The 24,550-nt window shown below is 44.0% G+C and carries 14 protein-coding genes and 1 pseudogene; 7 read left to right on the forward strand and 8 right to left on the reverse strand.

Going from position 1 to position 24,550, the window contains the following annotated elements:
- Window positions 1-21: 21 nt before the first annotated feature.
- Entirely contained in the window at window positions 22-2,721 is a 2,700-nt protein-coding gene (locus MHN09_RS11395) for a TonB-dependent receptor (RefSeq protein WP_239240778.1), read from the reverse strand.
- A gap of 681 nt (window positions 2,722-3,402) precedes the next feature.
- Here MHN09_RS11395 and MHN09_RS11400 point away from each other — a divergent pair.
- From MHN09_RS11400 to MHN09_RS11415, 4 genes and pseudogenes are all read left to right on the forward strand, one after another.
- Window positions 3,403-4,608, forward strand: a complete 1,206-nt coding sequence (locus tag MHN09_RS11400; RefSeq protein ID WP_239240780.1) for a glycoside hydrolase family 88 protein — start codon at window positions 3,403-3,405, stop codon at window positions 4,606-4,608.
- Window positions 4,609-4,641: 33 nt separating this feature from the next.
- Window positions 4,642-6,108 carry a glycoside hydrolase family 28 protein gene (locus tag MHN09_RS11405; RefSeq protein ID WP_069944526.1) on the forward strand — a complete coding sequence of 489 codons (1,467 nt, stop codon included), beginning with the start codon at window positions 4,642-4,644 and terminating at the stop codon, window positions 6,106-6,108.
- Between the two features lie 13 nt (window positions 6,109-6,121).
- On the forward strand, window positions 6,122-7,324 hold the full coding sequence (locus MHN09_RS11410; RefSeq protein WP_239240781.1) for a pectinesterase family protein: 1,203 nt from the start codon (window positions 6,122-6,124) through the stop codon (window positions 7,322-7,324).
- Window positions 7,325-7,415: 91 nt separating this feature from the next.
- A pseudogene (locus MHN09_RS11415) lies at window positions 7,416-9,529 on the forward strand (response regulator).
- Between the two features lie 52 nt (window positions 9,530-9,581).
- On the opposite strand, the gene MHN09_RS11420 reads toward MHN09_RS11415, so the two are convergent.
- From MHN09_RS11420 to MHN09_RS11445, 6 genes are all read right to left on the reverse strand, one after another.
- Window positions 9,582-10,469 carry a WYL domain-containing protein gene (locus MHN09_RS11420; RefSeq protein ID WP_049586912.1) on the reverse strand — a complete coding sequence of 296 codons (888 nt, stop codon included), beginning with the start codon at window positions 10,467-10,469 and terminating at the stop codon, window positions 9,582-9,584.
- Window positions 10,470-10,584: 115 nt separating this feature from the next.
- On the reverse strand, window positions 10,585-11,205 hold the full coding sequence (locus MHN09_RS11425; protein ID WP_168463444.1) for a PEP-CTERM sorting domain-containing protein: 621 nt from the start codon (window positions 11,203-11,205) through the stop codon (window positions 10,585-10,587).
- Between the two features lie 11 nt (window positions 11,206-11,216).
- Window positions 11,217-15,227 carry an ExeM/NucH family extracellular endonuclease gene (locus MHN09_RS11430; protein ID WP_239240783.1) on the reverse strand — a complete coding sequence of 1,337 codons (4,011 nt, stop codon included), beginning with the start codon at window positions 15,225-15,227 and terminating at the stop codon, window positions 11,217-11,219.
- Between the two features lie 337 nt (window positions 15,228-15,564).
- Entirely contained in the window at window positions 15,565-18,213 is a 2,649-nt protein-coding gene (locus MHN09_RS11435) for a M1 family metallopeptidase (protein ID WP_239240785.1), read from the reverse strand.
- Between the two features lie 226 nt (window positions 18,214-18,439).
- The gene (locus MHN09_RS11440; protein WP_239240787.1) at window positions 18,440-20,311 is read right to left on the reverse strand and encodes a Cache 3/Cache 2 fusion domain-containing protein; all 1,872 of its coding nucleotides are present in this window, start codon (window positions 20,309-20,311) and stop codon (window positions 18,440-18,442) included.
- A gap of 253 nt (window positions 20,312-20,564) precedes the next feature.
- Window positions 20,565-20,816 carry a hypothetical protein gene (locus tag MHN09_RS11445; protein ID WP_014976849.1) on the reverse strand — a complete coding sequence of 84 codons (252 nt, stop codon included), beginning with the start codon at window positions 20,814-20,816 and terminating at the stop codon, window positions 20,565-20,567.
- Window positions 20,817-20,979: 163 nt separating this feature from the next.
- Here MHN09_RS11445 and MHN09_RS11450 point away from each other — a divergent pair, with 163 nt between their 5' ends.
- Entirely contained in the window at window positions 20,980-21,384 is a 405-nt protein-coding gene (locus tag MHN09_RS11450) for a phosphate ABC transporter substrate-binding protein (RefSeq protein WP_014949893.1), read from the forward strand.
- A gap of 110 nt (window positions 21,385-21,494) precedes the next feature.
- On the opposite strand, the gene MHN09_RS11455 is transcribed toward MHN09_RS11450, so the two are convergent.
- Window positions 21,495-22,403 (reverse strand): LysR family transcriptional regulator, encoded by a 909-nt coding sequence (locus tag MHN09_RS11455; RefSeq protein ID WP_239240790.1) that lies wholly within the window; start codon window positions 22,401-22,403, stop codon window positions 21,495-21,497.
- A gap of 108 nt (window positions 22,404-22,511) precedes the next feature.
- Here MHN09_RS11455 and MHN09_RS11460 point away from each other — a divergent pair, with 108 nt between their 5' ends.
- The gene (locus MHN09_RS11460) at window positions 22,512-23,378 is read left to right on the forward strand and encodes a type 1 glutamine amidotransferase domain-containing protein (protein WP_110288677.1); all 867 of its coding nucleotides are present in this window, start codon (window positions 22,512-22,514) and stop codon (window positions 23,376-23,378) included.
- Between the two features lie 14 nt (window positions 23,379-23,392).
- Window positions 23,393-24,547: an iron-containing alcohol dehydrogenase gene (locus MHN09_RS11465; protein ID WP_014976852.1), complete on the forward strand. Its 1,155-nt coding sequence runs from the start codon at window positions 23,393-23,395 to the stop codon at window positions 24,545-24,547.
- Window positions 24,548-24,550 lie beyond the last annotated feature (3 nt).

Raw genomic sequence — 24,550 nt, forward strand, 5'->3', positions numbered from 1 at the left:
ATAATTGGCCGGCCTGTGTTTTTACATAGTATAACGAGCGCCCAAGAAGAACTGACGGCCCGTGTGGTTGTACTCACGTACCAAGTTCAAAGAGCCATCACCCGTGGTAAACAAGCGCTCGTACTCATCGGTAAGGTTAATGACTTCAAAGGTCAACGTTAGCTCGTCGTTTACGTTATAAAATGACGAGAAATCCACCTGCGTAGGTCCTGTCGTACCGTGCGCAACGTTACCATTGCTGCCAGTAAAGTCTGTCAGGTAATCGTCGCGTTTGTTAACTGACACACGCGCACCGTATTGGTCTGTTTCGTAATACACCGTGAAGTTGTACGATGTTTCACTCATACCTTCGATGTCGTCAGCGTTTACGTGAGTGTAGTTCGACACGATACCCATGTTTTCGAACAGTCCTGGTAAGAAACTTAGCGGCTGCTGATAAATTAACTCATAACCGCTTACACTTCTGTCTTCAGCGTTAATTGGACTGCTATGCTCGTATGGAATAGTGCGTGGGTCTAGCGCAATTACAGGGTCAAACTGTGCATCGTTGTCGATAAAGTCGTAGTAAGCACTGTCGACTAAACGCTCTTCTGATGCGCGAACAATCCAGTTATCAATGTCTTTGTAGAACACTGTTGCTGCTAGTAGCGCTTCGTCATCGAAGTACCATTCAACACCAAAGTCAACGTTGTTCGACGTAAACGGATCAAGGAATGGGTTCCCCACGCTCACCGAGCCGTTAATATAATCAAAGCTTGGGTTACCAGGGTTTAATGAGTTCAGGCTTGGGCGAGTCATAGACTGTGTTAAGCCAAGGCGAACAACTACGTCATCAGTTGCTTCAAGTGCTAAGTTAACTGCTGGTAAAAAGTTATTGTACTCGTTTTCGATTTGTACCGTTTCGCCTTGAATAAAGCCTTCAGAGGTTGTGGTTGTTTTCACATAACGCACACCGTAATTAGCGCGAAGTAACATGTCGGCAATCTCATAGCTCGTATCAAGCTCAAGGTACATAGCTGATGTTTCTTCGCCTACTTGCCAGCTTTGTGCAGAACGCGGTGTCCAAACAACATCTAACAATTGGCTATTAATAGCGTCAAAGTCGGCAACAAGGAACGGGTCAAGAGGGCCATCAAAACCACTTCCGAAATCGTCTACCGGCATAATTTCAGCAAAACCTACTGCCGAGTCTTGATCTGGGAAGCCATTTATTTGTTCTTCACTGTAGGTTACAACACGGTCATTGTAGGCAAAGCCAGCCTTAATAGTGACTTCATCACCTAAGTATGTCGCATCAAATTTGACCGTGTCGTTTTCACGCAATACATCAGTAGCACGTAATCGGCCATCGCTTAGGTTATAGTTGCTTGCATCGTTAACATCGTAACCGTAAGTCACTTCTGGCGCGTTGCTGTTATTGCTAAAGTCAAAGCCGTAGCTGGTTTCTTCCAGCAGCGTCATATTGTAACGATATTGCTCTGAACGAGCGTCAGACTCTGCAGTACCTGCCATCATATCAAGTTTAAGGTTTTCACCAATAAACCACTCGCCAGAAATTACAAATTGGCTAAAGTCAGTGGTTGATTCTTGTAAACGGCTTTCAATACGCGATTTGATACCGTCGTACGTACCAGCCAGCACCTGTTGACCATTAGGATGAACAGTAATAGAGGTAGGCGTAATTTCTTCGAATGTACTTCTGAACATGTGGAAGAAGTTATACATGGTACGGGAGTTATCAAGCTTGGACACTAAACCGTCTAACGTAAGTGTGAAATTATCTGTTGCAGCCCACTGAATTGAACCGGTGAAGCCTACACGCTCTTGATCATTACCAAAGTAGTCAGGTCTAGGTAAACGAGGAGTCCATAAACAATTAATCGGGTCTACCGACTCACCTTCATACTGGCAATCATCTACGTCAGGTGTGCCGTTAACAACCGTGTTTGATGTATCGCCAAAGATGCCACCACCATCACGAACTGGAGTAGTCCAACGAACTGTACCAAAACCTTCCTGTCTTACTGTACGCTCTGAGAACGCTGCCGAGAAAAGCACACCGACTTTGTCGTCAGCGAAACGGTTGCTGATCATGAAAGCGGCGCGAGGATCGGTCTCTTCTGTAATGCTGTTATAGCCGCCTTGAAGAGATGAAACGAATTTAAAACCGTCGTAATCAAACGGCTTTGCCGAGTACAGATCAACCGTACCTGCAATGCCGCCTTCTTCCATAGAGGCGGTAGGAGATTTTTGAATATCTACGCGGTTGAACAATTCAGAAGCGAAAATGTTAAAGTCAAAGCCACGTCCACCGTTTACACCGCCACCTGAGTCAGTGCCATCTGTACTTGCTGGCACTTCCATGCCATTAAGTGTTGTGCGGGTAAATGAAGGGCTCAAACCACGCAAAGTAATTTGGCGTCCTTCTCCACCTTCACGAGAAATGGCTACGCCGGGTACACGTTGAATTGACTCAGCAATATTTAAGTCCGGGAATTTACCAATGTCTTGCGCAACAATTGATTCTTTACTGTTAACTGATGTTCGCTTTTCCATCAGTGATTTATTAAGTGATCCACGAAAGCCTGATACTTCAATGACTTCCATATTTTGCGCTTCGGTTTCACTGGCTTGTTCGTCTGTGGCTTCTTGCGCATGAATATGTGCGCCTGACAACGCTAGCGTAACAAGAACAGCGAGTTGCTTTTTCTTTGGTAACATTGTTGTTTCTCCGGTTTTTATATTTATAAGAGACGCGCATACTGACAAAAGGTGAAGATGCTTTTGAAACGTGTGTGAACTATTCAAATTTACACAAATTCAACATTTATCGTATTTAACCATTTCACTTCCCTTTATGCCACCGGATAACATTTTGGTGATTAATACCGTCAATGCTTTACATTTATCCGATAGCACGTCTTGGCTGTTAAGGAAGCGAAAACGCGTCAATTCTAATTCATTCTCTATAGTGGTCTCGTAAACCACCAAAACCTTGAATGAGAAGAGTTGCAGGGTACAGCTATGTTTTCTAATTAACGCAAAACTTCTCTTCGGCAATAATGTAAACCTCGAAAACAACACTCAAGCTTTACATTTGATTTACATCCTAAACAGTTATGCTACCGGTGGCAACAATTTTGTTGAAAAAATTTACAATAATTAGAAAATTGATATGCAATGATGAAAGAAGAAGAGACTAATGAAACTAACCCAAGCAGGATAAATGTTTTAATTAAAACATTTGAATACAGGCATTTACGTTATATCGACCATTTTTTCGACGCGTAAAATAAAAGTTAAAAAATGTAAATAATTCCGTTGACATATGAGCAAATAAAAACCATTATGCTACCGGTAGCACAGAGTGTATTTACAATGTTATAAAAATAAGGGTTTGTTATGCTAAAAGATATTCTACGCGCAGCTTCCGTTGTAGCTTGCACGGCGTTTGTTTCTTCCGCTGCTAATGCAAATGATTGGGTACAAATGCCTCTCGACAACACACAATCATGGTCTATGAGAATGATAGAGTCTGAGATGGTGCGTTTCCCAGAAGCTTGGCAAATCGATTGGGATGAAAAGCCACAATGGGATTACGTTCACGGTCTCAACCTTCTTGCCATAACAGAAGTCTATCAAGAGACTAAAGATCCCCGTCTCCTGTCTTATGTAAAAGGTTACTACGACATGTTGGTTCAACAAGACGGAAGTATCAAAACCTATGATATCAATAAGTTTAATATTGATATGGTTAACCCTGGTAAAGTGCTGTTTTTCCTCTATGAAGAAACCGGCAACCCTAAATACAAAAAAGCCGCTGACCTACTTAGAACGCAGCTTACTTCTCACCCACGTACCGAGCAAGGTGGCTTTTGGCATAAGAAACGCTATCCAAACCAAATGTGGCTTGATGGCCTATACATGGGGGCCCCCTTCTACGCTGAATACATTGTTAAGTACGGCGATATGAAAGAGCTAGACGACGTATTTTTGCAATTTGAACTCATTGAAGAGCACCTTTACGACGAAAAAACAGGCCTCCCCTTACATGGCTGGGACGCATCTAAAAAGCAAAAGTGGGCTGATAAAGAAACAGGTCTTTCTCAACATCACTGGTCACGTTCGCTAGGTTGGTATGCTATGGCAATGGTGGATGTGCTAGAAGTAGTTCCTGCCGAACACCCAAAAACACCGTGGCTACAAGGGCGCTTTAAAGCGTTTATCGACGCTATGCTTACCTATCAACATAATTCAGGCACCTGGTATCAGGTTACTGACTTGGGAAGCCGTGAAGGAAACTACCTTGAAGCATCAGGTACAGCAATGTTGACCTACGCTATGGCTAAAGGTGCAAGCCTTAAGTTTCTTCCTGATGAATACAAAGCTCACGCAGAAAAAGGGTTTGCTGGACTCCTTGATCAAATGATTTCGGTTAATCCAGATACTAACGTTATCAGCCTTGAGCAAGTTTGCGCTGTTGCTGGTCTTGGTGGAAATCCATATAGAGATGGTTCATTCGACTACTACATGAGTGAGCCAATCAGAGCAAACGACGCGAAAGGTGTAGGCCCATTCATTCTGGCTGCACATTATTTGAATAAGTAAAAAGCGCTAAATTGTAAATAAAAGGGGTATATGATGGTCCGACCTAACTCACCGAATGCCAGACGTCACTTCTTAAAGTCTGGTCTCGCCACCACTGTTGCAGCTTCTGGGATGGCTGTAGGTGTTCCTACATTCCTATCCGGATGTGCAAATGTGACCGAAACGGGAAGGACTCAACGCCAGTGGGACGCCGAAGCAAACCTTATTAAAGGGATGATAAAGCGCCCCACCTTTGCAAAGCGCGAAGCTAATGTTACCGACTTTTTAAATGAAAATGGCAGTGACTTTAAGCAAGCGTTACATGCAGCTATCGACCAAGTCGCACGCCAAGGTGGTGGCAAAGTGGTTGTGCCAAAAGGCGACTGGCTATGCACCGGCCCAATTCACTTACAGTCGAATATAAACTTGCATATTGAGGCAGGCGCAACAATTCGATTTTCTACCAATCCTGATGATTACAAACCATATGTTTTTACTCGCTGGGAAGGTATGGAGTTAATGGGTTACTCCCCTCTTATTTATGCTTTTGAGCAAAGTAATATCGCAATCACCGGCAAAGGTACGCTTGACGGTAGCGCTGCGAAAGACAACTGGTGGCCATGGAAAGGTAAGTGGAAGGCTTCAACATGGGGTGACGATCCGGTTGAGAACCAAAAATATACCAGAGACACGCTGCAAGAAATGGTAGAAAACGGGACACCCGTTAGTGACCGCGTTTTTGAAAATAATTACCTGCGCCCTCCGTTTATACAACCTTACCGCTGTGAAAATGTACTTATCGAGGGTGTTACCATCCTGCGCTCTCCATTTTGGTTAGTTAACCCTGTGCTTTGCAAGAACGTCACCGTTAACGACGTGTACTGTAAAAGTTTCGGCCCAAATTCGGACGGGTGCGACCCTGAAAGCTGCACGAACGTTCTTATCTCTAACTGTACATTTGATACAGGGGACGATTGCATTGCCATTAAATCTGGACGCAATGCAGACGGCAGAAGGGTCAATGTTCCCTGCAGTAATATCGTCATAGAACATTGCGAGATGAAGGCTGGCCATGGCGGTGTTGTAATCGGCAGTGAAATATCCGGCGGTGTAGAGAATCTCTATGCTCAGCATTGCACCATGAGTAGCCCTGATTTAGACCGCGGCATTAGAATTAAAACCAACAGTATTCGGGGTGGCCACCTAAAAAATCTAAACTATCGCAATATCGATATTGGGACGGTGAAAGACGCTGTTGTCGTGAATTTCTTCTACGAAGAAGGTGATGCCGGTAACTTCCCTCCACTACTGGAAGATATCACTATAGAGAACTTGAACGTTGCGTCAGCTAACCGGGCCTTTGTGCTTCGCGGGTATGACCATACGCCTATTTCTGGGTTGACGTTGAATAACATAACGATAAAACGTGCGCTTAAAGATGCCGTTATCGAAAACGTTGCGCATCTTTCAATAAACAATGTGTTTATTAATAGCCAACCATTTAACAAGCACGGGCTGTAGAAGAATAAATACTATGGAATTTAATAAAGCACGTGTCAGTCTTAGTTTAGCCTTTGTGTTGCTGGCAGGTATACTTTTCAGTGGATTAAGCGCGGCAATGCCAGCAACAACGGATGTAGTGGTAGCTAAATCACGTGACAGTGACGATGACAGTGACGTAACTAAGGACGCTTTACCTCATTTTAACTCTGTGTCCCAAGCTGTTGCTTATATCGCGTCTCACAAGCCACAAAAAGATAAAGTATGGACCGTCTTTATTAACGAAGGCGTTTATCGAGAGCGTGTCGTCATAAACGTTGATAATGTTCACTTTGTGGGCCAGTCGCAAGAAACAACGACTATCGTTTTCAATCGATATGCAGGTCAACAAGTCGCAGAGAATTCTCAAGAAAAATGGGGAACTCGTCGCACTGCCACTGTGGAGATTTTAGGTGATAATATCACTCTGGAAAATATCACTATCACCAATGATTTTGATTATCCCGGTAACGAGGTCAAAGCAAAAGACGACCCTACTCGATTATCAGGTACGCAGGCAGTAGCGCTTAAAACCGATGTGAACTCAGATCGCACTTACCTTAAAAATGTCGCACTCTGGGGTTACCAAGATACCCTCTATTTAAAAGGTGACCGCGCTCTGATTGAAGGCGGAACAATAGCAGGACATATTGACTTTATTTTCGGTGAGGGCACCGCGTTTTTTGAAAGCGTTTCTATTGTTTCCCGTACACGTTATTCTGGCGGTGATAGCGAAGGACTAACAGGCTACATCACCGCCCCAAGCACTCATTTACAGCGTCCTTATGGGTTAACGTTCAATAACTGTAGGCTTGAAAGAGAACACGGCGTTCCAGATGAAAGCGTGGCACTGGGAAGGCCTTGGCATCCTACAACCACCTTTTCAGATGGCCGATATGCAAACCCTTACGCTGTAGGTAAAACCACGTTTATCAACACCTATATGGCAGGTCATATCATCCAAAAGCGCTGGACTACTATGGGTGGAACTACGCCATCAGGTACAAAGAGACCATTTAATCCCCACACAGAAGCAAGATTTTCCGAGTACCAACCTCATGGAGAAGGTGCACCTAAAGCAGTCTCCTCACCAGCAATAAACTCTCATTTTCTGAATGATAAAAACGCGGCTTTTTACACTAAAGAGGCGGTATTGCGAGGCTGGGTGCCTAATAACATCCCGAACGATATTAAATAGAGCAACATAAGCGTAAGTAATTTTCTCGGCACATTGCGTAACCACTTGGTATCTATTATCTTTTAGTTATCACTGTGCCACTACTACCCTTATGTCTATACGTGTTCGTTATATCGTTGCGTTATTGCTAACCGCTACACTCGTCACTCTTTCTTTTATTGTTCTGTACGAATTAATCAGTGATCAGAAGAAAGATGCTGAAATTGTCAATATCGCGGGTCAGCAACGCATGCTTTCACAGCGTATTGCGTTGCTCACCTCTACACCAAACATTTGCGAAGACAGTGAAGATCAAAGGTATTTGGCGCAATCGTTAGCACGTTTCAAACAAAATCATCAACAGCTTGTGTCACTCGATAACCTTCCCTCCTCTATCTCTAATACTTACTTTAACGAAGGCCAGCTCGACAACAAAGTAAGCCAATATATAAAAAGCGCCGATCAAATTTTAGATGCAGCACAGTGTCAGCCCACTACGCTTTTAGATATTCAAGCGCTGACATCGCTATTACAACAGCTTGATTATGTCGTCGCGCGGTTCGAGCAAGACGCCACTGCTTGGTTCTTTCGATTGAAGTTTACTTATGGCTAGCCACACTCGCTCTATTATGTATCGAGGCAGCATTCATCTTTTCTCCTATGGAGCGCACCGTTAAACGGTCATTTGCCAAACTAACGAGCTTGAAAGAGCAAGCGGAAAGTTCGGCTGATGAGGCTCGTAGAGCAAGCAAAGCAAAATCAGAGTTTCTTTCAAGCATGAGTCACGAACTTCGCACACCAATGAACGGCCTGTTTGGCATGATCGAGTTGGCCATAGACAACCCTGACAAAAGCAACATCTACCTTAGAAAAGCCGAAACTGCTGGTAGGCAACTCCTTGTGTTAATCAACGATATTCTCGATATATCAAAAATTGAAGCAGGCAAAATCAAAATTGAACAGGCGCCAGTCGACCTATTACAAGTCTTGGACGATGTGGTGTCGTTACAGCGGGTTTACTGCCACAGAAAAGGTCTTGAATTTCATTACTTAAAAGACCCTGACCTACCTCACGTAATTAAAGGCGATATCACTCGTATTTCGCAAATTCTGCACAACTTGTTAAGTAATGCAATTAAGTTTACTGAACAAGGTTCTGTCACGTTAAAGGTCACCTATACCAAACGCCCGAACGGCAATTATTTAAGCTTCGATGTTATTGATACCGGCATTGGTATCGAGTCATCTAAGCTTGATAATATCTTTAAGAAATTTGAGCAAGCCGACCAATCCACCACCCGCGAGTACGGGGGCACAGGGCTAGGATTAAGTATTGCGAAGCAGTTGGCGAAACTCATGCTCGGCGACATCAATGTAACCTCATTTGTAGGCCAAGGAAGCACCTTCAGTTTTACCATGGCAGCGGAAGAATCTCAGCTGCCCGACATTAACGTTGAACCCAGTGCTAATTTGCGCTGTGCGATAGTTGATGACTTACAAACCAGCCGCGAATATTTTGAGCATGTTGTTACCTCCATGTCGATTGTGCCCCAAAGTTATGATAGTGCAAAAGCCTACCTATCAGACAGCCCACTGGCTTTCGACGTTATTATTCTTGATTTGTCTATGCCAGAGATGAGTGGGGTCGATTTGCTAGAACAGTTGAAGGCGATGAACCCAGATAAATTTCCTAAAATCATTCTTATCTCTGCTGAACTGGAACGACTAGAAGATGAAAATGATGTTTCTGAACTTATCTGGCGTACGCATGCTAAGCCCATTAATCGTCGAGAACTTGAGCATGATTTAGGAAGGTTAATTGAGACAAAACCCGTATCTCATAATGATGTTAAAGAAGGCAATAAGAAGAAACGCATACTGCTAGCTGAAGACAACGAAATCAATGCCGAAATCGTGAAGACTATATTGCAGTCAGAAGGCTATAAGTTCCTGCATGTTAAGAACGGAAAAGATGCGGTAGACGTGGGCAAGCGACATCAATTCGACCTTATTTTGATGGACTGCAATATGCCCGTCATGGGAGGAATTGAGGCATCAACAATATTACGCAAGGCATTGGAGGTTGATACACCAATTGTTGCGCTCACTGCAAACGCCTTCGCAGAAGACAAAGAAGAGTGCTTGGCTGCCGGCATGACTGACTTTTTAGCCAAGCCTTTAGACAAAGACACGCTGCTGGTTTGTATCAAGAAATATATCGGTTAGCTGCATGTACTAACACTTAACAAGGTGCTGTTTGGCAGGCCACTTTCACATTTTATACGGTATAGGGTTCTTGCTCTGCAATGTACCCTGGCGCGATGGCTAAATTGTCGGTATTCGCAAGGCTCTGCTGATTCCTAAGCCAAAGTTGATACTCTCCGGTACGTAAGCTTGCATGTTTTGTACAATCAACATTCCAACGTCTAAGCAGATATCCCGCCATGGCAGCCCGCACTTCCAATGTAAGCACGCCTTCTTCCATGGCGTAATCAAGCTCTATTGCGGTAGCATATTTAATATTCTTAGGATGCGGCACAATTTCAAGTGAGATAAATCGTCCCCACTCCTCATCGCAATCTATGCATTCATGGGTTTCAGGTTCTGCTTTAACCGTTACCTTACTAATTCGAGTTAGCACAAAATCTCTGAAACTTTGTGATTTTCTGTCGAATGCGCGAACATGCCAGCGTTGACCATTATCAACAATACTATGAGGCACTAACTCTCTTGCACCACTGCCGCTTGAAAGCGACGTATAGATTACACTCATCGCCTTTTTGTTCACGATGGCTTGTACCACTTTCGCCACCACAAAAATATCAGGAACATTAAGTGAAGATGCACTTTCAACAGGGAAATGTATGTCACCGATCGCATCAAATCCATCTGATATGTCGTTGGCAAGCTTCACAAGGGTTCGCTTTGCATCGTGTTCAAAAACCGGAATAAAGCTTTCTGTTTGAAAGTAACGTTTTTCCCTTGGATCGTAGACTAAGTTATCAGGGGCGAGCTCTTTGTATAGTGTAAAGTCACGAGAACCAGCCGATAGTCCCACTTCAAAGCGATTTATTAAGTCTTGGCGATGAATAGCCCCTTTAAACAAAAGGCAGAAGTCGATATACGCCAGTCGTTGGCGTTGAGAAAAAGAAATGGTTTCTAACATGGTGCGCACTTATTGTATTTTTATTCAGTGTGGTTTATTTAAAGCCGTATGTAAATAGCAATAGAAATAAAAAAGCCCAGCACGTGGCTGGGCTTAAACTTTTAGCCATTAAGGTTTATGACTTCACACGTTTGCGAGCGAAAAACATACCACCTAAAGCCAGAAGCGATAGCGCGAAGGTACCTGGTGCAGGTACTTCTGCAATGGTGAAGTTTGCGCTGTTAATTTCAATTTCTTTATTATCACCGCCTAAAAAGACCCCTCCAAAATTGATGCTACCTTCTAAGCCATTCAACGCTGAAGTTCCCGCAGCCTGTGCAACAAACTTTAAGCTAAACAAGTCTATTACAGGAGTTGTCGACTGATAAATAAAGTCGATTCCTCCAAAATGATCTACGATTGAAGATCCTATTTCTAGCACGCCCCCAAAATATGTCAGTGGAAGGAATAACTCGGAAATGGGATCTCCTAAGGTATTAATCGCACCAAAAGGGTTTAATGTTGAGGCATCTACAAAATTTATAACTGTTGCGTCAAAACCAATTACCGTATTGTAGACGTCAAATGTTTGAACAATTAACGTTCTGTCAAGGAAAGCATCTTCGTTAGAAAAGCTTACCGTCGCCGTGATAGTTTCTCCTACTTGATAAATTGATTTATCCGTAGAGATTTCAATCATTGCGGCATTTGCATTAAAAGTAGCAATTGCCAATACCATTAAAATAATTTTTTTCATTTTATTTCCAACTACTGAACTGCACATGCGGTACGTGTACACATAGACATTAACGCGTATAAATCGTAGATATTTAATCTGCCGTCATTGTTAAAGTCGTGCTCTTCAACCGTCGCTTGACGTTGCAGAAGCAAGGTGTAGAACGCCACAATATCGGTGTTGTCTATGTCACTATCGCCATCAAAATCACCAATTACTGGCTCCGGCTCACTCGTTTCAGGGAAATCCAGCACAACAATTACTGGATCGTGATCTGATGAACGATAAGCATCAGCCCCGTAATAGCTAGAAAGCTGTGTTTCTGACTTATATTCAACGTTGTAGTCGAAGACACGAGGCTCATCAGCATTGATATGCCAAACCGTTGCGTCTGCCACATACTCAGTCAAAGTTGAGCTTGATAGCGCGTGATCTAAGTAACCTATTTCGCCGCCGAAGCTATAAGAATAAGCACTTTCGCCGTGGAAGAGGTTCACCAAGTTGCTGTAACCGGCGTCTTCGAGAGCAAGAATTGGATCTTCTTTCGCATAAGCATTTAGGTCACCCATTACGATAACTCGGTCAGACAAACGTTCACTGTTTTGCACAAGCGCTGTCAGCCCTAACGCAGCTTGGGTACGTAGCTCGTTCCAGCAGCCTTGTCCATCACCCAAATCAGCATCATTACCTGTTGCACTGCCACAGCTTCCTTTTGATTTGAAATGATTTACCGCGAGCGTAAACGCTTCGCTGTTACTATTTACGCTAAAGGTTTGTAACAGCGGCTGGCGGTTACCGTAGTCAAAAGGAGCTTCAGAGGAAGTAACCGCTGCGCCTTGTGGTGTAACCGTTGCAGGCTTATAAATAATACCTACCGCAATTTCATCACCACCAAGTAATGATTCAAGTGCTACATAGCTATACACGTCACTACCAAGTTCAGCATTTACGCTATTTACAAGAGAAGCAATGGCAGAATCACTCCCGTATCCATCGTTTTCGATTTCTACTAAGCCAAGTACATCTGCGTCCATCGCAACGATGGCTGCTACTGTCTTCGCTTGCTGGCGGGCAAATTCATCTTCTGAGTCTGCACCACGAGAGGTAGGGAAGTTCGGACCATTAAAGTAGTTAAGCACGTTAAAGCTAGCCACTTTGACATCGCCTTGTACGTCTAACTGGGGCACATCTGTTCTTGGGTTTGTGCGTACAGTTTGAAGAGCGCCAACTGGAATTAAGTTATAAGCACCAAATGCGTAGTGCATTACACCTTCCAGGCCTTCTACACTGTCGCCTAAACGCAGAGGATTCGCATGAGATAAACCTCCAACTGGGAAAGGAATATCGTCAGCATTTTGTGCGCTTGAGCCATCATCAACCAACAATGTGTTGCGTGCATTCGCTTCAGCCAAGGCAATAGCTTCACTTGAACCCGCGGCATATTGGTTTGTAGGAATCATCAGGCGGCCTGATGACACGTTGAATTGCCCATATCGACCAAGATTGTAAACGTCTGTCACGTTCAAAGTTTGCTGGAATTGAACCTGCATACCTTCAAGTGACTCTAGGTTAACGCTCTCGTCAAATGGCATTTCAATGCTTGTCGTTAGTATATCACCACCCGCACCTAGCGTTTCAGCATTGGCGCTTAGTACAATTTCTGTAATGCCATTGTATTCAGCCACTGCACCGCTAACACGCACAGCATCACCAACAGATGGGTATTCAGTGAAGGTTGTCGAGTAGGCAAATACACCTTCAGACGTCGCAGCATTGCCATCAGAGTCGGCGGCTTCTTCTTGAATAAAGAATCCGTTCATTTCCGGCACAACTTTAGTCACTACTGCCTCAATAACAACGTCATTGCCTGTAAGTGGCGAGGTATCGCCTTCACCTTGAATAGCGCTAATTAAGACTACTTCACCAACTGGGTCTGTAGGATCAGTTGGGTCGGTCGGGTCAGTTGGATCCGTAGGCTCGCTAACAGATCCATTATGCGAACCAAAATTGTTAAGCGTATCTTTTGGTAGGCTATCCCATTCTTCAAGGGTAAACGCTGGGTTGCGGTTAGGATTGCCTGCTGTTACTGAACTCTTGCGTACCAAAGTAACGTCTTTACCCCAGTTAGTTTTAACGCCGTACGTACCTAGAGCATCAACAACCTGACCGTTAGCGACGAGCTCAATGTAGTCATCGCCATTGAAATTAATCACGAAGCTGCTAATCGTTGAGCCGGCAGTTAACAGTGCATCTGCACTTCCGTGAGCGAATGTTGCTACGCCACCTGCTGGGATTGTGCCTTCAAGTGCTAACACTTTACGGTCAGCATCTGCGGTCTCACCATTGGAGAGTAAAACTAACTCATAACCCGCTAGACTTACCGGTTGTGTCGAGCTATTGAAAAGCTCTATACCTTTATTGAAACCGCCACCTTCGATGTATTCTGAAATGTAAATACTGCTGGTAGAAGGTGTTGTGTCACCGCCGGTATCACCACCTGTGTCGCCGCCGGTATCACCACCCGTGTCACCGCCAGTATCACCACCTGTACCATCACAACTCTCGTTGAAGATAAGTGAAGCAAGTTCAGGTTTGTCAATAAACGGATTTCGGTTTCCTTGGAATTCATAAACGCGCTCGTTACGACGACGTTCGAAATCATCCACTGGATCACTTTCATGCCATTGAAGCAATACGCAAAGCTTACCAAACGCGGCTTCGCTAGTAGAGGTAAGGCGATTTACTAACACTAAGTCGTCTTCGGTATCACCAGCTGTATTGCCATCGTAACGCACGTCCATGTATAGCATTGAGCGTGCTACATCACCTTTTACTGCGTCACGAGGCTCAAAAGAGTCACCATCAACTCGGTTTAACGGAGCTTCAGAAAGCGCGCTATCACTAAAATCAAAATCTAAGTTGCCGCGCGAGCTATTTACAGAAATATCGGTAGGACGCAGGTGCAGAATATCGCTGTATGCCGTTAGGCTTGAGCTAGGAAAACCATGGCTCTTAGCCCAAACATGTTCGCGATTCCAATTGTCTGGGTTGGTGCTTTGACTACCGCTACCGTTGGTAAACTTGCCTTGTGATATGCCTTTGTAGAACAAGATAACGTTATCGGTGTTAGCAGGATCTTCATCAGTGTAAGTGAGTGCTGTCCACACTTCTGAGTAAGAAAGCGTACGATGACCATTTTCAATGATGTTATGCGCCGTGTCTTTTAACGTTTGCGCACTTTCACCGTTTGCAATAGCTGTGTCGAGAGCTGCGTAATAGTCAGATGCAACAAAGTCGCTGGCTAGGTTAACTGCTTCCAAATCAGGGCAGTTAAAACAAGTACCACTTAAGAAAAGAAGTTCATTTGAAGGTTCACCGCCGTTGTCAGGGTCACCGCCAGTATCCCCACCATCGGTAGTTCCATTTCCACTTACTGAAATACTGTCTAAATTGAGATATTCGGTACCCGAGTTGTTAGCCATGGCTACTTTCAGTTCTAAAGTGCTTCCGCTACCTATCGTTTCGGTCAGTGTTGCAGAACCAAAGTCTTCCTGTACCGTATTCGTTGCCCCTTCTGAAAGCGTAATAAGCTCGAATGCGCCACCATCTAATGAGTAAAATACATCGATGTAGTCTGTCGACTCAAAATTTCCACTTTGCGAAAGCACGGCATTTATGGTGATATCACCGGCACCAGATATATCGATAGACTCGCTCAACCAGACTACTTCACCGTCAGTATCACGTGCTTGCATTGCGCCGCTTTCAACACGGAACCAGTCTGAAGTGGCACTTAGCTCACTCGCTGACACGTCTACGGACCAACGATCAACACCTTCAAGGTCAACAATTGCTCCCGCTGGGTCTGAGCCAGTTGCGCCCTTGCCTTGCAGTTCATTTGCTTCGAAGTCCTCTTGCCATACTGTATCTGCAGAGGCATTAATAGAAACAACGCCTAACGACAATGCGCCCGCCAACAACGCGTTGACTACTTTAGCTGATTTCCTCAGCTTATACTTTTGTGTGTTACCCTCATGAATCATTTTGCTTTCCGCTTTTTTGTATAAGGAAGGTATAAATTCTTATACATACGTATATACAGCAAGCACTTAATAAAAATAATAATATAAACGTCACAAACGTTAAAAATCAGAAACTTAGACGTTTAAAATAAACTTACTTATTGATTAACTCTGCTGAACTTTGGTACAGGGAAAGTTGATTTGTCACAATGCGTAAATGTTTCAGCTTTGAAATATTTTAGTGACTCGCCGTGGTGCATGTTACAGTTTTATGCACAAAAAAAGAGCGCCTAGTGGACGCTCTTTCAATCATAACTTTAGGACAAAAAGCGCTGGGTAAACGCCTTTTCGTTGTTGCCTATAACTGCTCGTTTAAGAAGGCGTTAAAGTCTGCCTGAAATGCAGATTTCAGCCGCATACACTGTTGAGACTCGTCCTGCATAATTTCGACACCGCGTGCCATTCCTTGATAGGTCTCGCTAATTGGCGCGTAGAACGCATTGGCCATTTCTAAGTTTTCAGCCGAACAGGTTGTTGAAACAAATTCCGGCATTCTGCTTACATGGTAATCAGGCATTTTTGCTAGTAGCGCGTCTTTATTCTTACTAAGCCACTCATACAATAGCGTATGATCGTCTAAGTTACGTGCTACTCTCACCACCATATACATGGTATTTGCAGGCGTAATATCATCGGTAAGCGCTAAATCTAACATTTTAAAGACGGTCGCTTTGTCTTCAAAGTACATCGAATACACCAGCGTGCTTTTCACATTTGGCAACTGTGCTTTTTTAAATGCCTCTACAATTGTATAAAACCATGTACCCTGCTCGCCTTGTTCACTATTTCGCGTAGCAATTTCAATTGCTGTACCGGCAATACCGGAAGGAACACTGCTAGTATCTGCAAGGTACTGTTTCGCTATTTTAACGCTTTGTTCAACAAGTTGCTCATTGTTCGAATGAGTACCCAGTAAGCTGTATAGCTGGTTACGCAGGCGAATGACATCTGCGTTATCCTGCTCACTTTGAGACAAGGTAAGTTTGTTTAACAAAGGCATATAATTTTGATTTAGAAGCTTTGCATATGCGGCTTTATTGTCTTCATTTACTAAATAACTAAACTCAGCTAACACCCCAACAGCCGCACGAATGACCGCAGGGTCATCATCTTTTGCCAAGCTATTAAGCACCTTCATCACACTGTCTACACCTACTTGATCTGCGTTTAACAGCGCCTGGTAGTTGTATAGCACATTTTTCTTTTCACGCTTATTTAGCGCATCAATGTTGTTTAGCAGTGCGTTTAGCTGAGCTGGTTCAATTGACCAACGGAAGTAACCTGTTGCATTGTCATTAGGGAACACCCAGTCTGCTTCAGCAAGCTGAGGTAAAACTGTGGTTTCTTTATCAATAAAAACCACTTCGTTTAGTATTTTTCCGTTTGATTGATAAGTCAGCTTTAATGGAACTGCCCATGTCTTATCTTCCACGGTCGCGCCTGCAAGGTGAAAACGGGACTGGGTTAATTTGCCATCTTTTGAAATATGAATAAGTGGGTAGCCCGGCTGTTCCAAGTAGGCTTTCATCATGGCGCTTAAGTTGAAATCGGACACTTCATCTAGAGCGCGCCACAAATCGTCTGCTACGGTATTACCCCAAGCATGGGTATTCATGTAGTTTTGAACGCCTTCACGAAACTTTTCTGTACCAATTAGCGATTCAATCATTTGTAAAATTGATTCACCTTTTGAGTAGTTCAAGCCCAACCCATCCATCACATCTGGCTGACTTTTCACTACCTTTTTAACAGGTTTCACCGTGGGACTAGCATCTGCACCAAATGCTCCCTCTTGTACTATGCGATCGGCGTAGTTCAACTCTGGATACAAGGTTTTCATAGTATGACTTGCAGCCCAAGACGCAAACGCTTCGTTCAGCCATAGGTCATCCCACCACGCCATTGTTACCAAGTTGCCAAACCATTGGTGAGCAAGTTCATGCGCAATAACATTTAGCGGTCGTGAACGCTCCGTGACGCTTGGGTTATCTTCTAGCAGTAACAAACTATCGCGGTAGGTAATTAAACCTACGTTTTCCATTGCACCGTGGGTAAAGTTGGGTACGGCAACGAAATCCATTTTTTTATAGGGGTACTTGATACCAAAAAAATCTTCTAGCGAGGCTAGGATTTCTGGGATGTGTTTGATAACAAATTTGGTTTTATCGGCATACCCTTTTGGAACGTATATTTTTCCTGGCACCGACAGCCCAGAAATTTCAGCACTATCAAAAGGCCCTACGGTATAGGCAATAAGATAAGTCGGCATGGGCTTAGTTTTTTCAAACACTACGGTTTTTATGCCGTTTTCCACTGTCACCTTTTCAACAGGTGTATTACCCACTATTTCCTGATGTTCAGGAGAACTGATGGTCATTTGATAAGGAATTTTGAAGTTTGGCTCATCAAAACTTGGAAACGCTTTTCGCGCATGCATATCTTCAAACTGGGTAAATATATAGTTGGTCTCTTCAAAACGTGACAGATACATGCCATCTGAAGACGTGTTCACTTTCCCTTCAAACGTAATCTCTAACGTATACTTCCCAGGCGCAATCTCATCTTGCGATTCGCCCCAATTGATGTCGTATTCTCCAATCGTAACATTTAGAGGAAAGCTGCTGCTTCCAGACACTAAACGTGCAGAAGTCACGGTCAAATCTTGCTGATAAAAGCCCACTTTCTTAGTTGGGGTTTTAACCGTTATATCAATATTCGTTTTTCCAGAATATGTAGGGTTGTCAGGGTCGATATTTAAGTGAATGTGTTGAAATGTGGGAGCGATTGTTGACGGTAAGCGGTATTCAACATCAGCAAGTGTCTTTTTCGCGGGTGATACGACTGCAGATGCAGTTTGCGCTTCTTGCGCCACTACTGCCGTTGTCGATAGCGATGTGAATGCAAAAACACTCGCTACCACACCAGCTAGTGTAGATAGTTGTTTCATTATGGTTTATCCATGTTGTGGGAAAATCCCTATATCCATCCATGGGTAAGAATAAATATCAAAAAGAGCCTTAGCAATCTAAAGCCCTTTTGGCATTGGTTCAAATTGTTACTATTCATGTCAACCGCAAGAATTGTGCATTTCAGCGTACATTGACTCTGGCGATATATCTTGTTTCTGCTTCGCTGCCTGCTGACAGCCAAATCGATTGAATAAGCCAGTAACTCTAGAAATGGTATCGTCGCAACTGCATTTGCATTTGCTTAACTTGCTGAACTAAGGCTTCACAGTTATCTACCACTTCTTTTGCATAGGTAGTATTGGCATTGCCCACCTGTTGAATACTGCTTACCCCTTTATTCACATCGTTAGCAACCTCTGTTTGTCCTTCAGCCATTGTGGCAGCGTCTCGGTTTAACGTTGTGATGCGTGCAACAGCGTCAAGCGCCTGCTTTAACGAATCGCCAGCATGTTTTGTGGTGTCCACGGTTTTATAGGCGGTTTCTTTATTTTGCTGCATTTTTTCAGAAGCCACGCGGCTACCTTGCTGAAGGCGTTCAATCATATTGCGAATTTCTTCCGTGGAAGACTGCGTTCTGCTTGCTAGCGAGCGGACTTCGTCAGCGACAACGGCAAAGCCACGTCCCTGCTCACCAGCGCGAGCCGCTTCAATAGCTGCATTGAGCGCAAGTAGATTCGTTTGCTCTGCGATATTCCTGATAACTTCCATTACACCGCTAATTTCTTCACTTGCCTGAGCCAACTCAGTGATAACCTGTACTGACGCGTCCACATCGCTTGCCTGAGACTGGATGTCTTTAATGGTTTGCGCCAAAACGCTTACGCTGTTTCGCGTATCTTGATCGGCAGCGTGTGCCGCTTCACTTGAACTGCGAATGGTTGACGACACAGTTTGTGCATTCTGCTGCATTAACGAAATGGCGTTATTAATTGACTCCGTTTCTCGGCTAAGTTGTGAAACGGTATCTTTGGATTGCAACGCTGTTGCATTTAACCTTTCTGACTTTGCTAGCATGTGGTCGGTGGCTTCGTCCACACTCTGCAACGTGTCTTGTAACTGGCTAAGAAGCCCATTAAACGCTCTTGCCATGGTGCCAAACTCGTCGCTTCTTGATGCCTGAAAACGGAACGTTAAATCTCCCTCACCAGAAGACAAGTTGTTTACTACCCCAATGAATTCTTCAAGTGGCTTGCCAACAATATACTTAACGAGCAACCAAATGGTGATCAAAATTCCCACGCTCGCCAATACGATTTTAAGTACAACAACCAACACAGAGCTTCGAACCATAGCCGATTTTTCTGACGTCGACGCCACTAATATAATATCGTACCCCCAAGGCGAAAACGGTACCACTTCTACAACCCAGTCATCATTAGGTTGAAGGGCGTCGGCCACCTGCCGATCATTCACATGTGCGGAATGCATGCGAATGTTACCTTTTGCATCACGAAGGGCAACAAAGCCTTCTTTTAGCACGTGACTTTGCTTAATGGCTTGCTCTAAGACGTTAAGGTCGGCTGAGTATCCCACATACCAGATGCCCACAACGTCACCACTGCTGTTAAACATTGGCTCGTAACCTGTTAAATAAGGGCTACCCAAAATATCAACCGCACCGTAATACGCTTCCTGCTGATTAATCTTTTTGATCGCCTTGCCATCAGGGGCCAACTTAGTGCCAATCGCCCTCTCGCCATTTTTAATGACATTGGTACTCACGCGAATATAGTCGTCTCCTGTTTTACTAAAAAGCGTGGCGGTGCCTCCCATTACGCTTGTCAGGTTATCGACCAAATCGAATGTGTTGGCTTGCTCCGCATTGCCCAACCTTAGCTGCCGAGCCTGCGTATTTTTAACGATAACAATATCGGTTTGATTGGGTTCACCGATTGCCTCACCTCGTTGTTTAAGCAACGCCATACTGCTTTTGACGCGTTCAAGCATGATAGAGTCAGTCACAGTAAGAATATTCACTAAACGATCGGCGGTGTTCTTCTTTTGCTCTTGAACAAGGGTTGAAACATTTGAGGAAGTGGTGATAACCGTTGCCACGGCAACAATTAAAGCGAACAAAGCGATAACAGCAGAAATAGAAAATAGAAACTTTCTTTAAATGGACATTTATCATCTCGATGTGTAGACGTTTAATACAAAGCCATTCCGTTGCGCTTTCTAACCTCAGCCTTAAATTTTTTACCAAACAGCACAACGGCTTGAGGCTGTAATCCCTTTATATTAATTTAGGCAAAAATTACGTAAGAGCAAATTATCCAAACGTTTATATTTTAAAAAAGTTGTCCAATTAACAACCGATTATCAGTCTGTGCTACTTCATGGTCACCTTTGTGCCAACAATTTTCAGGGCCGGTGCACCTCGAATTAAGGCATTTCTTGCAAACTGTGCGTCACAAGAAGGACATATTCCTTCTTCATGAGTAAAGTCCTCAACTATTCTCTCTTTAAAGCATTTAACCAACGCGCCTTTGCCGCCTTTTCGATATTTAAATAGCTGGAATTTGCACTTAGAGCAATAAATTTGCACGGTTCTGACCGGCCCTTTTGCGTTAGGTTTTGCCATAATTTCTCTTTGTATGTTTTAGGATCCTTCAAATTTCACCTTTTGTCGAAATGCGACAAATTGTAAATCTCGGTTATACTTTCGTGAGGGCGCGTTGCCCTTGGGTACAAACCACTAGCATGCTTGCCTCGATGTTAGCGAGTTAAGAACGAAGGTAATATCAATGAAGATAGTTGCAGCCCTGTGCTTTTTAATGTCTGCGCCGATTTATGCCGGTACAGCCGTGATAATAAATGCCAATAACAATTCTGGGATCGATATCGATACCGTCAAGAAAATATATTTGGGGAAAGTAAAAGCATTTCCCGATGGAAGTCGCGCAATTCCCCTTACCTTCGAACAAGGTAATAATATCAGAGACGCTTTTAATAATAATGTGCTTGGAAAATCTGAATCACAATACTCTGCATTCTGGTCGAAGCTTGTGTTTACTGGCAGAGGCACACCACCTGAAATGATAGCAACTGAGGATGAGATGTTAAATCTTGTCGCGACCAACCCCAATACCATAGGTTTTGTGGATGAAGGTAAAGTTGATGGCACGGTAAAAGTTGTCGGTACATTTTAGGGCCTGCTGTTGTTTTATATTCAGCAAAGACCAACAAGCCCTGTTTATTTAAACTAGGAACAAATGGCGACGCCTTGTCCAAATGCGTCGCCCTTTTTAGGCGTCTAGCTTCAATCAGGAAGTGTCGAAAGATAGTTAATGTTTGCAAAAGCCATTATGACATCTTTGGCGAAGTCGACCCTAGGATGACGAAGCGCTCCCTTTTTCCACACTAAATAAACATCGTTTTCTGGGCCTGGCTTGCCCAGCGCGACCAATTCGCCTTTTGCAATACCTTCTTTACATAAGTAGTCAGGCAAAACGGAATAACCAATTCCCGCTTTGATAATACTACTTATTGCTCTTATATCGGGGCAAACAGCCGCGACAGGCGACTCACACGCGGCATTAAATACCTCCGAAAAGTATCGCCGAACAAGCGGTAACTGTTCATCATACGTCACTACTTTATGTTGGTTTAGTAGCGCTGCCGATATTTCTCTTTCTCCCAGCAACTTTCCCTGCACACGGTTCATCACTAAGATTAAGCGCTCTTTATCTAACTTCTGATATTCATACATCGCATCAGTGGGCTCAGAGGCCGTAATGGCAAGTTCCGCTACATCGTTCTCCAACAAATAATAAATATTACTTTTGTTGCCGGTATGGATCACTAAATTCACTTTATCGGCCTGAAGCAAGTTAGCGAGTGCCGGACCTGCCACCAGACTGAGGTACTCTGCAGGGCCTGCAAGGTGTAACGTGCCGTGATCGGTGGAAGCACGACTGCGAATAGAAGCCACTTTCTGCTCTAACGTATCAATGTGACTGGCGACCTGCAGCGCCAAGTCATCAGCGATAGCCGTTGGCTCAACGCCTCTCGCTTTTCTTATGAACAACTCTTTACCGACAATATTCTCCATGGCTTGTATGTGAGAAGTGACCGCTGGCTGTGACATATGAAGGCGAGCTGCAGCACGTGTAATGTTGCCGCTTCGATAAACTTCTACAAAGGTTTTTAACTGTGTTAAGTAAGACATAATCCCTACCCATCAGATTTTTGATGACTCATCACAATTTATCTGACTTCTCGATGTAAGCCAACCTCTCTAAGATACACGCACTTTCTAATGCGACAGGAGCTGCACATGAAATCAGCATCATCAATTTTATCGCTCGCCATTATTGCGGGTTTATCACAGTCGGCCTATGCGGCAGACGTTAAAGCTGCGAATACCAGTAAAGGCGAAATACTTGTACTACTTTCAAGTGAAAATGTAATGCAGCTTGCAGATGGCAAAACAGAGCCTACAGGCTATTACCTTAACGAGTTTGGGGTGCCGGCAAAAGCATTGGTAGACGCAGGCTACAAACTGGTATTGGCCACGCCAAAAGGCAATGCGCCATCTGTAGATAAAAAGTCAGTAATACCGCAATACTTTGATGGCGGCGAATCGCAAATGCGAGACATTCAAACGTTTGTAGCGTCAATAGAAGGCATTGATGACACGCTGTCATTGAGCGAAGTGATTGGACAAGGGCTAGAAGAGTTTGAAGGCGTATTCATTCCAGGCGGTCATGCACCGCTTATCGACCTGGCAAACAATCCTCAAGTGGGTGAAATTTTGTCTCACTTTCACAGTGAAGGAAAACCTACTGCCGCTATCTGCCATGGCCCAATCGCCTTACTTTCTGGGCAATCTAACCCGCAGGCATTTGAACTGGCATTGAAATCCGGTGAGCAAGCCTCATCTGAGAGTTGGATTTATGATGGCTACAAAATGACAATCTTCTCCACACCGGAAGAGGCCTATTTTGAAAGCACGTTAAACGACGCAACGTTATTGTACTACCCAGCAGACGCCATGGCGCAAGCGGGTGGCAAGATGGAATTCAAAGAAATGTGGGCGCCCAATGTAGTAGTAGACCGTGAGCTTATTACAGGCCAAAACCCGTTTTCTGATGAACTGTTAGCTGAAAAGCTTTTACAACAGTTAAATTCACAATCTAATTAAGGACAGGCAACACTATGCTTAATTTTACGTTTAAAAATCAAACCGAAATTTTGTTCGGCAAGGGGCAACTAAGTGAAGTGTCTTCACGTTTGCCGAAACAAGCAAAAGTCCTCTTCCTCTACGGTGGCGGCTCAATTAAGAAAAATGGTATTTACGATAAAGTAACGACTGCACTAGCAGGTGCTGAAGTCATTGAATTTCAGGGTGTTGAACCAAACCCAGAATTTGAAACACTGATGAAAGCTGTGAATGTCGCACGTGAAAATGACGTGAACTTCATTCTTGCGGTTGGCGGTGGAAGTGTTATTGATGGCGCGAAATTCGTAGCTGCTGCCGTTAACTTTGCAGGCGATCCGTGGGACATACTTGTTAAAGGTGCTGCATTTGAAAATCCATTACCTATTGGCGCAGTACTTACTTTACCTGCGACAGGGTCTGAGAGTAACGGTAACTCGGTAGTAAACAGAAAAGAAACCTCGCAAAAACGCGCGTTTTCTTCTGAAACAGTTCAGCCTGTTTTTGCCGTACTCGATCCTGAGTTCACCTATTCACTACCACCACGTCAAGTATCGAACGGCGTGGTTGATGCTTTTGTTCACGTGATTGAGCAATACCTTACCTACCCTGTAAACGCACCGCTTCAAGACCGCTTTGCAGAAGGAATTTTACAAACCTTAGTTCAAGAAGGTCCTAAAGCGTTAGCGACGCCTGAAGATTACGATGTGCGTGCAAACGTAATGTGGTCAGCAACAATGGCGCTTAACGGATTAATCGGCAAAGGTGTACCGCAAGACTGGGGCACACATATGATAGGTCACGAACTTACTGCGTTACACGGTTTAGATCACGCCGTGACCCTAGCAATTGTTCTACCGTCGTTAATGTTCGTGCAGCGTGACAAAAAGCAGGAAAAAATTCTGCAGCTAGGTGAGCGCGTGTTTGGCATTCAGGAAAATGACAAAGAAAAGGCCATCGACTTAACCATAAAAGCGGTTCAGGACTTTTTTGAAACTATGCAGGTTAAAACCCGCCTGTCAGACCACAACATTGAAAAGTCTGCCATTGATGGGCTAATCGAGAACCTTGAACGCAACGGCTTAACAGCGCTTGGCGAGCATGGTGACATCGATCTTGCTAAAGCCCGTGAAATTCTAACTCTTGCGGCATAACCC

The sequence above is a fragment of the Alteromonas sp. MmMcT2-5 genome, assembly GCF_022348315.1.
GTDB classification, from domain to species: Bacteria; Pseudomonadota; Gammaproteobacteria; order Enterobacterales; family Alteromonadaceae; genus Alteromonas; species Alteromonas macleodii.